This is a genomic window from Mesorhizobium sp. WSM4821 (genome assembly GCF_055901555.1).
In genome coordinates this window covers 4,614,927-4,628,917 of sequence record NZ_CM148371.1, presented here as the reverse complement: position 1 = coordinate 4,628,917, position 13,991 = coordinate 4,614,927, and the positions used below count along the sequence as shown (strand labels likewise).

Sequence of the window (13,991 nt, the reverse complement as noted above, 5' to 3'; positions counted from 1 at the left end):
GATCATGCGCAGATGCAAAAGGCCCAAAGCGCCATTGTGCGTTCCAGAAGGACGCACAGCGCTTTGGGCGTAGCATGGACCGAACGGCCAGCATTTTTCCCAAATGCGCCTTAATGTGACGTCATTGCGCGTTGCACATTGTCGTCATTCTGGCTAGAGAATGTGCAGTAATTAAAGATGCTTGGTTTTTGTGCATGCGCGATGTAACTAAATTGACTTCGCCGTTGGACGTGGGCGGCGTGAGAATCCGCAATCGCGCCTTTCTCGCGCCCATGTCGGGTATATCAGATGAGCCGTTCCGGCAGCGTGCCTATGCGCACGGCGCCGGATTGGTCGTCTCGGAGATGGTGGCGAGCGGCGAGCTTGCCAAGGGCAGGGCCGGTTGCGGCCTGCGCATCCGCCATTCCGGGCTGCCTGTTCACATGGTCCAGCTTGCCGGCCGCGAGGCGGCGCATATGGCCGAGGGCGCGCGCATAGCCGCGGGCGAGGGCGCCGACATCATCGACATCAACATGGGTTGCCCGGCCAAGAAGGTGACGGGCGGTTATGCCGGTTCGGCGCTGATGCGCGATCTCGATCACGCTCTGTCGCTGATCGAGGCGGTGGTCGGCGCCGTCGAGGTGCCGGTTACGGTCAAGATGCGGCTCGGCTGGGACGAAACCGCGCTCAACGCGCCGATGCTGGCGCGCCGGGCCGAGCAGGCAGGCGTCAAGATGGTGACAGTGCACGGCCGCACGCGTTGCCAGTTCTATCAGGGCAAGGCCGACTGGCGCGCCATCGCACACATAAAGCAGGCTGTGTCGATCCCGGTTGTCGCCAATGGCGATGTCGGCTCGCCGGCGGAAGCAGCAATGATCCTGGACCAGTCGGGCGCCGACGCGGTGATGATCGGCCGCGCGCATTATGGCGCACCCTGGGCGGCAGGCAGCATCGCGACAAAAGAGGCGACGCCTGGCGTGCCCGAAAGCGCGCAAGCGCTGGCCGATTACGTCATTGCCCACTACGAGGACATGCTGACACTCTACGGCATCGAAAGCGGCGTGCGCCAGGCGCGCAAGCATCTTGGCTGGTATCTCGACCGCCACGCCGCTGGCGTCGTCGGTGAGCAGCGAAAGGCCATCCTCACCTCCCTCGAGCCCGTCCGCGTCATTGCCGCGTTGCGCGAGGTGTTTTCAAGCGCTCCCGAGGCGATGAACCTGCGGAGCGCGGCATGAGCGTCACCGTTGTACAGAACATGGACATGGCGGACGCCGCTCACATCGTACTCAACACGATCCGTCGCCCGGTAATCATGGTCGATGCGGAAGGGTTCATCACCTTCGCCAATGCCGATGCCGAGGATTTCTTCCGCTCGAGCGCGACCATGCTCGCCCGTAACACATTGCCCAAGCTCATTCCCTTCGGCAGCCCGCTGCTGACGCTTGTCGATCAGGTGCGCGAGCGCCGGGCTCCCGTCAACGAATACCGGGTCGATGTGTCGTCGCCACGCCTTGGCATCGAGAAAGTCGTCGATCTCTACGTCGCGCCGGTTTCGGAATTTCCAGGCTCCGTGGTGGTGATGTTCCAGGAACGATCGATGGCCGACAAGATCGACCGGCAGATGACGCATCGCGGCGCGGCGCGTTCGGTGACCGGCCTGGCCGCGATGCTCGCCCACGAGATCAAGAACCCGCTGTCCGGCATTCGGGGCGCTGCTCAGCTGCTCGAACTCTCGGCTTCCGACGAGGATCGCGCGCTGACCCGGCTGATCACCGACGAGACCGACCGCATCGTCTCGCTGGTCGATCGCATGGAGGTGTTTTCCGACGAGCGGCCGATCGACCGTTACCCGGTCAACATCCATGTCGTACTGGACCATGTGAAAGCGATTGCCAAGAACGGTTTTGCCAAAAGAATCAAGATATTGGAGGATTATGATCCATCATTGCCTCCGGTCTTCGCCAACCGCGACCAGCTCATCCAGGTGTTCCTCAACCTGGTGAAGAATGCGGCCGAGGCCATTGGCGGCGATCCGCAAGGCGAGATCAGCCTGACGACCGCGTTCCGGCCGGGCATTCGTGTCTCCGTTCCGGGAACGCAGGGCCGCGTGTCGTTGCCGCTGGAATTCTGCGTGCGCGACAACGGCTCCGGCGTTTCGGAGGATATCCTGCCGATCCTGTTTGATCCCTTCATCACCACCAAGCCGAACGGGTCGGGGCTCGGCCTGGCGCTGGTCGCGAAAATCGTCGGCGAGCATGGCGGCATCATCGAATGCGAATCGACGCCGCGCGGAACCACCTTCCGCATCCTGATGCCAGCCTGGAAAGAAACGCCGTTCGGCACAGACGATGATGGCGAAGGAGACCGCAAATGACGGTTCGCGGCAATATTCTCGTCGCCGACGACGATGCAGCCATCCGCACGGTCCTCAACCAGGCGCTTTCGCGCGTCGGCCACGAGGTGCGCGTGACGTCCAACGCCTCGACGCTGTGGCGCTGGGTGGCGGCGGGCGAGGGCGATCTCGTCATCACCGACGTGGTCATGCCGGACGAGAACGCCTTCGACATGCTGCCGCGCATCAAGAAGGCGCGGCCGGAACTGCCCGTCATCGTCATGAGCGCCCAGAACACGTTCATGACCGCGATTCGCGCTTCCGAAACCGGCGCCTACGAATATCTGCCGAAACCGTTCGACCTGACCGAGCTTCTCAACATCGTCAACCGGGCGCTTTCCGAGCCGCGACGGCCGAAGATCGATGCGCGGGCGGACGAGCCGCCGGAAACGATGCCGCTGGTCGGCCGCTCGGCCGCCATGCAGGATATCTACCGCATGCTGGCGCGCATGATGCAAACCGATCTGACGGTGATGATTTCAGGCGAATCGGGCACCGGCAAGGAACTGGTGGCACGGGCGCTGCACGAATACGGCCGCCGCCGCGGCGGCCCCTTCGTCGCGATCAACATGGCGGCGATCCCGCGCGACCTGATCGAATCGGAACTGTTCGGGCATGAGAAGGGGGCCTTCACCGGTGCGCAGAACCGCTCCACCGGCCGTTTCGAGCAGGCCGAGGGCGGCACGCTGTTCCTCGACGAGATCGGCGACATGCCGATGGAAGCACAGACGCGCCTGCTGCGTGTCCTGCAGCAGGGCGAATACACCACCGTCGGCGGCCGCACGCCGATCAAGACCGACGTGCGCATTGTCGCCGCCACCAACAAGGATCTGCGGACGCTGATCAATCAGGGACTTTTCCGCGAGGATCTGTTCTATCGCCTGAATGTCGTGCCGCTAAGGCTGCCGGCGCTGCGCGAGCGGTCCGAGGACGTTCCGGATCTCGTCCGGCATTTCTTCAAGCTCGGCGCCAGCGAAGGCCTCCAGACCAAGCGCATTTCCACCGGCGGCATCGAGCTGATGAAGCGCTACCCCTGGCCCGGCAACGTGCGCGAGCTCGAAAATCTTGTCCGCAGGCTGGCCGCGCTCTATTCACAGGATGAGATTTCCGCCGAGATCATCGAGGCGGAACTGAAGACCGGCGACAGGCCGGTCGTTCCGGGTGGCGGCAACCTTATTCCCGACGATCTATCCATCGGCCAGGCAGTGGAACATTTCCTGCAACGCTATTTTGCGTCGTTCGCCGGCGAGTTGCCGCCCGCCGGGCTCTATCAGCGCATTCTCTCCGAGGTCGAATATCCGCTGGTCCTTGCTTCGATGACGGCAACCCGCGGCAACCAGATCAAGGCCGCGGAGCTGCTGGGGCTCAACCGCAACACGCTGCGCAAGAAGATCAGGGAACTCGGCGTCAACGTCTACAAATCGTCCAGGCCGGCATAACGCGAGCCATTTTCCGGGGGATCGATCGCCGAAAGAGTTCCGTCCAGGTCACACTTGTTGCATAATCGCCACAATGCGTTGCATAGATCCGACGCAATCACTGGCTCTAGACGGCGACATGGCTTCACAGGCACCGACACTGAGCGACCCACTTTTCAGCGAACCCGGAACAAGAGACGGGCGCCGGCTGCTTGCGCTGCCGGGCGTCGTTGCGGTTGTCGGTGCGCTGGTTACGGCGGCGATCTCCTTCGCCATTCTCGTCGGCGCCACGCCGATCACGCCGGACGAAAGCACGACGCTGGCGCTTATCGCCCTCAATGCGGCGTTCATCCTGTTCCTGATCGCGCTGGTCGGCCGCGAAGTGCATCGTATCGTGATGGCGCGCCGGCGCGGCAAGGCGGCGTCGCGGCTGCATGTGCGGATCGTCGCGATGTTCGCGCTGGTCGCCGCGATTCCCGCCATCATGGTGGCGATCATCGCCTCGATCACGCTCGACATCGGCCTCGATCGCTGGTTCGAGATCCGCACCAAGACGATCGTCAATTCGTCTCTGTCGATTGCCGATGCCTATGTGCAGGAGAACGCGCGCAATCTCCAGGGAACGACCCTGTCGATGGCCTACGATCTCGACGCCTCCCGCACGCTTTACGGCCTCGATAGAACCGGCTTCCTCGATCTGATGAACAAGGAAGCGGTGGGGCGCTCGCTGGCTCACGCCGCACTGGTCAAGCCTGACGGTTCGTTCGTCATGAGCGCCAAGACCGACGCCGATTTTGCCATGCCGGAGCCGCCGGAAGGCGCCATGAGCAGCGCCGCCGACGGCAGGCCCGTGCTGATCGAGCCGAAGACGCGCAACATCATGGGGGCCATCGTCAAGCTGCGCGAGATCGAAGGGCTCTATCTCTACACCATCCGCCTCGTCGATCCCGAGGTGATCAAGGCGCGGCAGATTGTCAGAGCCAACACCGACGAGTATCGCGGCCTGGAAAGCAATCGCCGCACCTCGCAGGTGGCCTTCGCACTTCCCTATCTGTCGCTGACGCTGATCATCATTCTGTCCGCCATCTGGACCGGCATTGCCGTCGCCGACCGCCTGGTGCGGCCCATCCGCCAGCTGATCGGCGCGGCCGACGAGGTCGCGACCGGCAATCTCGACGTTGCTGTTCCCGTTCGACCTTCCGACGGCGACGTCGCCTCGCTCGGCAACACCTTCAACAAAATGCTGCTGGAACTGAAGTCGCAGCGTAACGAGATCCTGTCCGCCAAGGATTTGATCGACGAACGGCGGCGCTTTTCCGAAGCCGTGCTTGCCGGCGTCACCGCCGGCGTCATCGGCGTCGATCCCTATGGTATCGTCACCATCGTCAACCGGTCGGCCGAAACGATGCTGGCTATCTCGGCCACCGCCGCGCTCGGGCAGAATCTCTCCGCCTTGCTGCCGCATGTCGGCCGCGTCTTCGAGATCGGCCGCAAGTCGGGCAAGCCTGTCTATCGCGAGCAGGTGACCTTCTATCGCGCCGGCACGGAGCGGACTTTTAACGTGCAGATCACGGTCGAGGCAGGCGACGACGGTTCGGAGGAGAAATCCTATGTCGTGACGGTCGACGACATCACCGATCTGGTCCAGGCGCAGCGCTCCTCGGCCTGGGCCGATGTGGCGCGGCGTATCGCCCACGAGATCAAGAACCCGCTGACGCCGATCCAGCTTTCCGCCGAGCGCATCAAGCGCCGCTACGGCAAGGTGATCACCGAAGACCGCGAGGTTTTCGATCAATGCACTGACACGATCATCAGGCAGGTGGAGGACATCGGCCGCATGGTCGACGAGTTCTCCGCATTCGCACGCATGCCCAAGCCGGAAATGAAGGTCCTCGATTTGCGCGAATCGTTGCGCGAAGCCTCGTTCCTCGTCGAAGTGAGTCGCGCCGATATCACCTTCGAGCGCGTGTTCGGCAACGAACCGCTCAAAGGCACTTTCGACAGCCGCCTGATGGCGCAGGCTTTCGGCAACGTTATCAAGAACGCAGCCGAGGCGATCGACGGACTTGATCAAAAGGACCGTTCGCACGGCATAATCCGGATTCAAGCCGGACGGCGGAATGGCGCGATTCGCATCGACGTCGTCGACAATGGCAAGGGCTTGCCGCGCGAGAATCGTCAGCGACTGCTCGAGCCTTACATGACGACGCGCGAGAAGGGCACTGGGCTCGGCCTCGCTATCGTCAAGAAGATAGTGGAGGACCATGGCGGCCGGCTCGAACTGCATGATGCGCCGGCGGATTTCCACGGCGGGCGAGGCGCGATGATCAGCATCATCCTGCCGCTTGCCGCCACCGTGCCGCCGCGCGGCGAAGACAGGACGGAACACGCAAGAGAAACTGAAAAGGTCGGTAATGGCGTCTGACATTCTCATCGTCGATGACGAGGAAGACATCCGTGAACTGGTCGCCGGTATTCTGAGCGATGAAGGTCACGAAACCCGCACGGCATTTGATGCCGACAGCGCCTTGGCGGCGATCGCCGACCGGGCGCCGAGGCTGATTTTCCTCGATATCTGGCTGCAAGGCTCACGTCTTGACGGATTGGCGCTGCTGGACGAGATCAAGACGATGCACCCGAACCTGCCCGTGGTCATGATCTCGGGGCATGGCAACATCGAAACGGCGGTCTCGGCCATCCGCCGCGGCGCCTATGACTTCATCGAGAAGCCGTTCAAGGCCGACAGGCTGATTCTCATCGCTGAGCGCGCGATTGAAACCTCGAAACTGAAACGCGAGGTTTCGGACCTTAAGCTGCGCAGCGGCGAAACCTTCGACCTGATCGGCATGTCGTCGGCGATGAGCCAGTTGCGCCAGACCATTGAGCGCGTCGCGCCGACCAACAGCCGCGTCATGATCATCGGCCCGTCCGGGTCGGGCAAGGAGCTCGCGGCACGCGCCATCCACACGCTGTCGGCGCGCAAGAACGCGCCGTTCGTCACGCTGAGTGCTGCCAACATCACGCCCGAACGCATGGAAGTCGAGCTGTTCGGCACCGAATCAAACGGTGTCGAACGCAAGGTCGGCGCGCTTGAGGAGGCCCATCGCGGCATTCTCTACATCGACGAAGTGGCCGACATGCCGCGCGAAACGCAAAACAAGATCCTGCGCGTACTGGTCGAACAGCAGTTCGAGCGGGTAGGGGGCACCAAGCGGGTCAAGGTCGATGTTCGCATCATATCGTCGACCTCGCAGAACCTGGAGGCAATGATTGCCGACGGCCGATTCCGCGAGGATCTCTATCATCGCCTGGCGGTGGTTCCGGTCATGGTACCGGGACTGGCCGAGCGGCGGGAGGATATTCCCTATCTGGTCGACAATTTCATGAAGCAGATCTCCCGCCAGGCCGGCATCCGGCCGCGGCGCATCGGCGACGACGCGCTGGCGGTGCTGCAGGCGCACAACTGGCCAGGCAACGTCCGCCAGTTGCGCAACAATGTCGAGCGACTGATGATCCTGGCGCGCGGCGACGATGCCGATGCGCCGATCACCGCCGACCTCTTGCCTGCCGAGATCGGCGATGTCATGCCGCGCACGCCAAACCAATCCGACCAGCACATCATGGCGCTGCCGCTGCGTGAAGCGCGCGAACAGTTCGAGAAGGACTATCTGATCGCCCAGATCAACCGTTTTGGCGGCAACATCTCGAAGACGGCCGAGTTCATCGGCATGGAGCGGTCGGCGCTTCACCGCAAGCTGAAGTCGCTGGGCGTCTGACAGCCGAGCCAATCGTGGCTACGCAATTATCGATTACGGCGGCGGCGGAATCGCATAAGAAAGCGCTACTGCGCCGCGCGTCTTTTGGGACGCGCAAAGGGCGCTGAATTTTTGATTTTGCGCATGAGCCCGAAATCGATTTCGATTTTTCGGGTCATGCGCTGACTTCTTCAGGGGTGACCCATGCCGCGCATTGCCTATGTGAACGGGCGCTATGTCGCTCACGCCGACGCCTCCGTGCATATCGAAGACCGTGGCTATCAGTTCGCCGATGGCGTCTATGAGGTCTGCGAGGTGGCGCGCTCCTTCATCGTCGATATGCCTCGCCATCTCGGACGGCTGAACCGATCGCTGACCGAATTGTCGATCGACTGGCCGGTCACCCGTGGCGTGCTGCCGATCATCCTGCGCGAGGTGGTTCGCCGCAATCACGTCACCGATGGCCTGGTTTATCTTCAGGTGACGCGGGGCGTCGCCAGCCGTGACTTTCTTTTCCCGGCGGACACGAAACCGTCGCTTGTGGTGACTGCCAGGAAAGCCGACCCCGCTGCTGCCGCGAAGAGGGCCGAAAGTGGGATCAAGGTTCTCACCGTGCCGGAGACTCGTTGGGACCGGGTCGATATCAAGTCGGTCGGGCTGTTGCCGAATGTCCTCGCCAAGCAGAAGGCCAAGGAAGCCGGCGCCCAGGAAGCCTGGTTCGTCGATGCCGACGGCACCGTCAAGGAAGGTGGGTCGTCGAACGCCTGGATCATCACCAGGGATGGCGTGCTGGTGACGCGTCCGGCTGAGCACGGCATCCTGCGCGGCATCACCCGCACTACGCTGTTCGACGTGGCTGCCAAGCTCGGCCTGAAGATCGAGGAGCGGGGCTTTTCAGTCGCCGAGGCCAAGGCCGCGCGCGAGGTCTTCATCAGTTCCGCGACCACGATCGCCATGCCGGTCGTGGCGATCGACGGTGCTCCCGTCGCCAACGGCCATCCGGGCTCGATAACACTTTCCTTGCGGCAAGCCTTTTTTGACGTTGCGGAAAAAAGTCCAGCCTGATAACCGCACAGGTGGAATGAACATCAATATATCTCGTTCTGCTTGTCGTTACTGACGGCAAGATGGTGTTTGCGCGCTTGACACGTGCCGGGTAATTTGGCGCATTGGCCTGCAAACCGAAGGGGATCGGCGAAAGACAAGAACAATGGCGGAACGATCGCAAAATCTTCAGGACCTGTTCCTGAATTCAGTTCGCAAAAGCAAAAACCCACTCACCATCTTTCTCATCAACGGCGTGAAGCTGACCGGCGTGGTCACTTCGTTCGACAATTTCTGTGTTCTGCTGCGTCGCGACGGCCATTCCCAGCTAGTCTACAAGCACGCCATTTCCACGATCATGCCGAGCCAGCCGGTTCAGATGTTCGATGGTGAGGAAAGCCAGGGCGCCTGATTGGCACGCAAGAAAGACGCCGAGCGTAGCGTTCGCGAAAAAACAGCATATCAGCCGGGGGCGGCAGCCGAAGGCCCGACCCGGGCCGTGGTCATCATACCCGTGCTTACCCGTCAGCCGCGCGGCGACGAAGATACGAATCGTCCGCGCCTGACGCGTTCCGCCGAGGCCCGCCATGACGAGGCGGTTGGCCTTGCTCAAGCCATTGACCTCGACCCGATCCATACCGCGGTGGTGACGGTCAATGATCCGCGGCCTGCGACCTTGCTGGGCAGCGGCAAGGTTGCCGAGTTCGCCGAGATCGTCAAAGAGGGCCATGCCGAACTGGTCATCGTCGATCATCCCCTAACGCCAGTGCAGCAGCGCAATCTCGAGAAGGAATTGAACGCCAAGGTGCTGGATCGCACCGGGCTGATCCTCGAGATCTTCGGCGAGCGCGCACGCACCAAGGAAGGCACGCTGCAGGTCGATCTTGCCCACCTCAACTATCAGAAGGGTCGGTTGGTGCGAAGCTGGACCCACCTTGAGCGCCAGCGCGGCGGTGCCGGTTTCCTCGGCGGCCCCGGCGAAACGCAGATCGAATCGGACCGCCGTGTCCTGCAGGACAAGATCAACAAGCTGAAGCACGAGTTGGAAACCGTACGGCGCACCCGCGACCTGCACCGCGCCAAGCGCAAGAAGGTGCCTTTCCCGGTGGTGGCGATCGTCGGCTACACCAACGCCGGCAAGTCGACGCTGTTCAACAGGCTGACCGGAGCAGGGGTGCTGGCCGAGGACATGCTGTTTGCCACGCTCGACCCGACACTTCGTCGGGTGCGACTGCCGCATGGCACGCCGGTCATTCTCTCGGACACCGTCGGTTTCATTTCTGACCTGCCGACGCATCTGATCGCGGCGTTCCGGGCCACGCTGGAAGAGGTGGTCGAGGCCGATCTCGTCATCCATCTGCGCGACATTTCGGACCCCGACACCTCTGCCCAGGCCGAGGATGTTGAGCGCATCCTCGCCGATCTCGGCGTCGATGCCGGCGACACCAAGCGCGTCATCGAAGTGTGGAACAAGATCGACCGGCTCGATGACGGCAACCGGGCGCGGCTGCTCGCCGACGGCAAGAACGCACCGCCGATTGCCATATCGGCCGCCACCGGCGAGGGCATCGACGTGCTGAAGGCGATCATCGAGACAAGGGTTTCAGGCGACCTGGAAACGCTGACCGTCACGCTCAAGCCTGACCAGCTCGGGCTCGTCGACTGGCTCTACCGCAATGGCGACGTCGTCTCGCGCACCGACAACGAGGATGGCAGCTTGACCGTCTCGCTTAAGGCGACGCAAAGCGCGCGCGAAGAGGTCGAAAGCCGATTGAACCGTAAAAACAACGGATAATCACGGTTACTTCGCGCTCTTGGCTTGCTGCCAAAGCATCTCCATCTCGTCCAGCGTCGCCTTTTCCAGCGTGTTTCCGGACGCTTCCAGCGCTTGCTCGACATGGTGGAACCGCGACCGGAACTTCTCGTTGGTGCCGCTGAGCGCCGCTTCGGAATCGACCTTGAGATGACGTCCGAGATTGACGACGGCAAACAGCATGTCGCCGAACTCGTCCTTGATCGAAGCCGTATCGCCCTTTGAAAGGGCCTCGCGCAGCTCGCCGATCTCTTCCTCGATCTTGTCGAGGATCGGCGTGGCCTCGCTCCAGTCGAAGCCGACGCGAGCCGCTTTTTCCTGCAGCTTGAGCGCCCGGGTCAAAGCGGGCAGGGCGACCGGAATGCCGTCCAGAAAACCCTTGCCATGATCCTCCGGATCGTGCCCGCGGGCGAGGCGGGCGTTTCGCTTTTCCGCCTTTTCCTCCGCCTTGATCTTCTCCCACATGCCCTTGGCCATGCCGGCGCTGCGCGCCTTCTCGTCGCCGAAGACATGCGGATGGCGGCGGATCATTTTTGTGGTGATGGCGTGGACCACGTCGCCAAAGGCGAATTCACCGGCCTCCTCGGCCATCTGCGCATGGTAGACGACCTGCAGCAGCAGATCGCCGAGCTCGTCGCGCAGATCGTCCAGGTCGCCGCGCGCGATGGCGTCCGCCACCTCGTAGGCTTCCTCGACCGTGTAGGGAGCGATGGTCGAGAAATCCTGCTCGATGTCCCACGGGCAGCCGGTTTTCGGCGCCCGCAGCGCCGCCATGATCTCGATCAGCCGGGAAATGTCTTTCGAGGGTTTCATCGGCCGGATTCTAGCCTGCGTCCGACCGCGTAGCCAACGCCGTGGGACGGCGAGGAGCGATTGTCCACAGCGTTGCGCAGCGCCTCAATCGAATACGGAGACGATCGCCTTGGCGAGCGCGTCCATCCCGTCTTCCGGCAGGCCGGCGACGTTGATGCGGCTGTCGCCGACCATATAGACGCCGTGCTCGGCGCGCAGCCGCTCGACCTGCGCTTCGGACAGGCCAAGCCGGGAAAACATGCCGCGATGGCTGGCGACGAAATCGAAGCGATCAGAATTGGACTGCCGCCGCAGCGCCTCGGCGAACTGCACCCGAAGGCGCAGCATGCGCAGGCGCATCTCCTCGAGCTCCGCTTCCCAGTCGGCGCGCAGCGAGGCGTCTTCAAGCACGATGCGCACCGCGGCCGCACCGTGGTCCGGCGGCATCGAGTACATGGCGCGTGCCGCCGACAGCATCTGGCCCATTGCCACATCCGCCTGCGCGCTGTCTTTGGCCAGGATCATCGCCGCGCCGACGCGGTCGCGATAGACGGCGAAGTTCTTGGAGCAGCTCGAGGCAACGACCATTTCCGGAACTTTCGCGGCCAGCAGGCGCAAGCCGGCGGCATCGGCGTCCAAGCCTTCGCCAAAACCCTGATAGGCAATGTCAACAAAAGGCAATAGGCCGCGCTCGACGACAAGGTCGGCTATTTTAGCCCACTGCGCTTCGTCCAGATTGGCGCCTGTCGGATTGTGGCAACAGCCATGCAGCAGCACCACGTCGCCGCTCTTGGCGGTCGCCAATGCGCTCATCATGTCCGCGAAGCGAACCGTGCCCGAGGCGGCGTCGAAATAGGGATATTCGCGTATCTGCAGGCCGGCGGCGCGCATCACCGGCACGTGGTTCGGCCATGTCGGGTCCGACAGCCAGATCGTCGCGTCGGATCGCGTCCTTTTGATTAGTTCGGCCGCCAGCCGCAGCGCGCCCGAGCCGCCCGGCGCCTGCGCCGCACGGATGCGCGTCAGGTCGGCCACGGGGCCAAAGACCAGCTTGGCCATCGCGGTGTTGAAGCCGGCATCGCCTGCAAGGCCGAGATAGGTCTTGCTATCCTGGCTCTGCAGCAATCGCTTTTCGGCTTCGCGCACGGCACGCATCACCGGCGTCTTGCCATCGCGATCCTTATAGACGCCGACGCCGAGGTCGACCTTGTCGGGACGGGGATCGGCGCGATAGAGGCCGATCAAGGCCAGAATCTTGTCGGCTGGGGCAGGCTGGAGGTCTTCGAACATCGGCGCGGTTCCGTTGGCGGCGGAGTGATACGCAAATCGGTCATGCTGCGCCAGCGGTTTCATTTGCGCCAGGCTGAAAGTCGCCAACCCTAGCAAATGCCGCATGTCAGCTGTTCCGCCGTTCTATGACGCTGGCCTGAGGGCCGCAGCAGGCGGCAAGGTGGCGATAGGTTGCAGCTTCTTGCCGCCCCAACCGATGCGCGGCAACCATTCGAGATAGTAAGCGAAGCCGAACTGCAGCGCGATGCCCGTCGAGATCAGGATCGCATCGTAGAGGACCCCGCCCGGACTGACGACCTTCATGACCTGCGCGATCATGGCGAGGATCGTTCCGGCGATGAAGACCGGCAGCGAATGCTTGCCGAGAACGGCGAGCGGATGGCTGGGGCCCGTCCTCGCCAGGTTGGAAAGTGCCGGGATCGCCACGATCAGATAGGCGATCGCCAGAATGTGCATGAGCCGCGACAGCGACAGGAATGTCTTGTCGAATCCGGTCAGCACGGTAGGCAAACCGGAGGCCGTCTCGATGCCCCACAGCGGCAGTCGTACCCAAATCAGCGCGCCGACCAGATAGCCGACGGCCGCGCTCGCCATCATCCAGTTGAAGCGGATTTCGCCGCCGCGCTTGACATGCAGCATGCCGGCGATCCCGATGACGAACAGAAACTGCCAGGAGAGCGGGTTCAGGAACCAGAAGCCGTCGCCGGGATAATCCGAAGGCGCGATCTGGAAAATACCGGCGATGAGCCAGAGAAGAGCGGACGCAGCAAGCATCAGGCGCAGACTGAAGGTGCCGATCCACAGGAAAAGCGGCATCATCAGAAGCACGACGGCGTACATGGAAAGAATATTGTTGTAGCCGATCTGATGGCTGAGCGTGGCAATGCCGAGCAGCGCTTCCGGCGTGTCCTCGATGATCATCTGGATGTTGATCAGCTTCAAAAGATCGGGCCGCGAGAAATACAATGCAGCCGCCGAGAAGATAGCCAGCGTCGCCATCGTGGTCATGATGTGGGTGACATAGAGAACGCCGGCACGCCGCCAGGCCTTCAGGGTGATGAGCAACCGGTTTCCCGGCTGGAACTTCAGTCCGTAGGCGAGCCCAACGGCAATCCCTGAAATCAGCACGAAGGCTTCGGCCGAATCGGAAAAGCCGAGATTCTTGTGCGTGAAATACTCGAAGATCGTCCCCGGCACATGATTGACGAATATCGTCAGCAGCGCCAGCGCGCGGAAGACATCGATGCGGGTATCCCGCTGGGTTGGCGCATTGCTGGTCATGTTGGGGCTATGATTGGTTGAACGAGGTGGGCTCAAAAAGAACCGTCGGCGAAGGAACGTCGTGAATGTTTCCTGCCTATAACGCCCAAGTGCCCGAGAAAGATGACATCCTCGGGGTTCTGCGCGTCACAAATTAATTCAGGTGTAAACATCGAAATCCCGGACGATTTCCTCGCCCCGACTTGTGAACGGTGCCGTCGACACCGTGGCTGGCTGGCGCGATGCGA

The 13,991-nt window shown here is 62.4% G+C and carries 11 protein-coding genes; 8 read left to right on the top strand and 3 right to left on the bottom strand.

Annotated features, from left to right (window positions below; translation table 11 throughout):
• The first annotated feature begins 194 nt into the window (after positions 1-194).
• From dusB to hflX, 8 genes are all read left to right on the top strand, one after another.
• Positions 195-1,214, top strand: a complete 1,020-nt coding sequence (dusB, locus tag AC0NID_RS22440) for a tRNA dihydrouridine synthase DusB (protein ID WP_473456238.1) — start codon at positions 195-197, stop codon at positions 1,212-1,214.
• Positions 1,211-2,353, top strand: a complete 1,143-nt coding sequence (locus tag AC0NID_RS22435; protein WP_473456239.1) for a two-component system sensor histidine kinase NtrB — start codon at positions 1,211-1,213, stop codon at positions 2,351-2,353. The genes dusB and AC0NID_RS22435 overlap by 4 nt, the downstream gene beginning before the upstream one ends.
• Positions 2,350-3,810, top strand: coding sequence for a nitrogen regulation protein NR(I) (ntrC, locus tag AC0NID_RS22430; protein WP_473456240.1), 1,461 nt, complete (start codon positions 2,350-2,352; stop codon positions 3,808-3,810). Before AC0NID_RS22435 ends, ntrC begins: the two co-directional genes overlap by 4 nt.
• Positions 3,811-3,928: 118 nt before the next feature.
• On the top strand, positions 3,929-6,214 hold the full coding sequence (locus tag AC0NID_RS22425; protein WP_473456241.1) for a sensor histidine kinase NtrY-like: 2,286 nt from the start codon (positions 3,929-3,931) through the stop codon (positions 6,212-6,214).
• Entirely contained in the window at positions 6,204-7,565 is a 1,362-nt protein-coding gene (ntrX, locus tag AC0NID_RS22420; RefSeq protein ID WP_292166856.1) for a nitrogen assimilation response regulator NtrX, read from the top strand. Before AC0NID_RS22425 ends, ntrX begins: the two co-directional genes overlap by 11 nt.
• A gap of 183 nt (positions 7,566-7,748) precedes the next feature.
• A complete protein-coding gene (locus AC0NID_RS22415; protein ID WP_473456242.1) occupies positions 7,749-8,609 on the top strand; it encodes a D-amino-acid transaminase in 861 nt (286 codons plus the stop codon).
• 145 nt (positions 8,610-8,754) lie between these two features.
• On the top strand, positions 8,755-9,000 hold the full coding sequence (gene hfq, locus AC0NID_RS22410) for an RNA chaperone Hfq (RefSeq protein WP_006202172.1): 246 nt from the start codon (positions 8,755-8,757) through the stop codon (positions 8,998-9,000).
• The gene (hflX, locus tag AC0NID_RS22405; RefSeq protein WP_473456243.1) at positions 9,001-10,383 is read left to right on the top strand and encodes a GTPase HflX; all 1,383 of its coding nucleotides are present in this window, start codon (positions 9,001-9,003) and stop codon (positions 10,381-10,383) included. It abuts the gene before it with no gap.
• A 6-nt stretch (positions 10,384-10,389) separates the two neighbouring features.
• Here hflX and mazG read toward each other — a convergent pair whose 3' ends face one another.
• The 3 genes from mazG to AC0NID_RS22390 all read right to left on the bottom strand — a co-directional run bounded on the left by mazG (position 10,390) and on the right by AC0NID_RS22390 (position 13,764).
• The gene (gene mazG / locus AC0NID_RS22400) at positions 10,390-11,214 is read right to left on the bottom strand and encodes a nucleoside triphosphate pyrophosphohydrolase (protein ID WP_473456244.1); all 825 of its coding nucleotides are present in this window, start codon (positions 11,212-11,214) and stop codon (positions 10,390-10,392) included.
• 84 nt (positions 11,215-11,298) lie between these two features.
• The gene (locus tag AC0NID_RS22395; protein ID WP_473456245.1) at positions 11,299-12,483 is read right to left on the bottom strand and encodes an amino acid aminotransferase; all 1,185 of its coding nucleotides are present in this window, start codon (positions 12,481-12,483) and stop codon (positions 11,299-11,301) included.
• Positions 12,484-12,606: 123 nt separating this feature from the next.
• Positions 12,607-13,764 (bottom strand): OpgC family protein, encoded by a 1,158-nt coding sequence (locus tag AC0NID_RS22390; RefSeq protein ID WP_473456246.1) that lies wholly within the window; start codon positions 13,762-13,764, stop codon positions 12,607-12,609.
• Between the last annotated feature and the right edge of the window lie 227 nt (positions 13,765-13,991).

Bases quoted from the DNA above. Each gene is read 5' to 3' on its own strand.
- dusB (WP_473456238.1), top strand. From the start codon at position 195: ATGCGCGATGTAACTAAATTGACTTCGCCGTTGGACGTGGGCGGCGTG.
- AC0NID_RS22435 (WP_473456239.1), top strand. From the start codon at position 1,211: ATGAGCGTCACCGTTGTACAGAACATGGACATGGCGGACGCCGCTCAC.
- ntrC (WP_473456240.1), top strand. From the start codon at position 2,350: ATGACGGTTCGCGGCAATATTCTCGTCGCCGACGACGATGCAGCCATC.
- AC0NID_RS22425 (WP_473456241.1), top strand. From the start codon at position 3,929: ATGGCTTCACAGGCACCGACACTGAGCGACCCACTTTTCAGCGAACCC.
- ntrX (WP_292166856.1), top strand. From the start codon at position 6,204: ATGGCGTCTGACATTCTCATCGTCGATGACGAGGAAGACATCCGTGAA.
- AC0NID_RS22415 (WP_473456242.1), top strand. From the start codon at position 7,749: ATGCCGCGCATTGCCTATGTGAACGGGCGCTATGTCGCTCACGCCGAC.
- hfq (WP_006202172.1), top strand. From the start codon at position 8,755: ATGGCGGAACGATCGCAAAATCTTCAGGACCTGTTCCTGAATTCAGTT.
- mazG (WP_473456244.1), bottom strand. From the start codon at position 11,214: ATGAAACCCTCGAAAGACATTTCCCGGCTGATCGAGATCATGGCGGCG.
- AC0NID_RS22395 (WP_473456245.1), bottom strand. From the start codon at position 12,483: ATGTTCGAAGACCTCCAGCCTGCCCCAGCCGACAAGATTCTGGCCTTG.
- AC0NID_RS22390 (WP_473456246.1), bottom strand. From the start codon at position 13,764: ATGACCAGCAATGCGCCAACCCAGCGGGATACCCGCATCGATGTCTTC.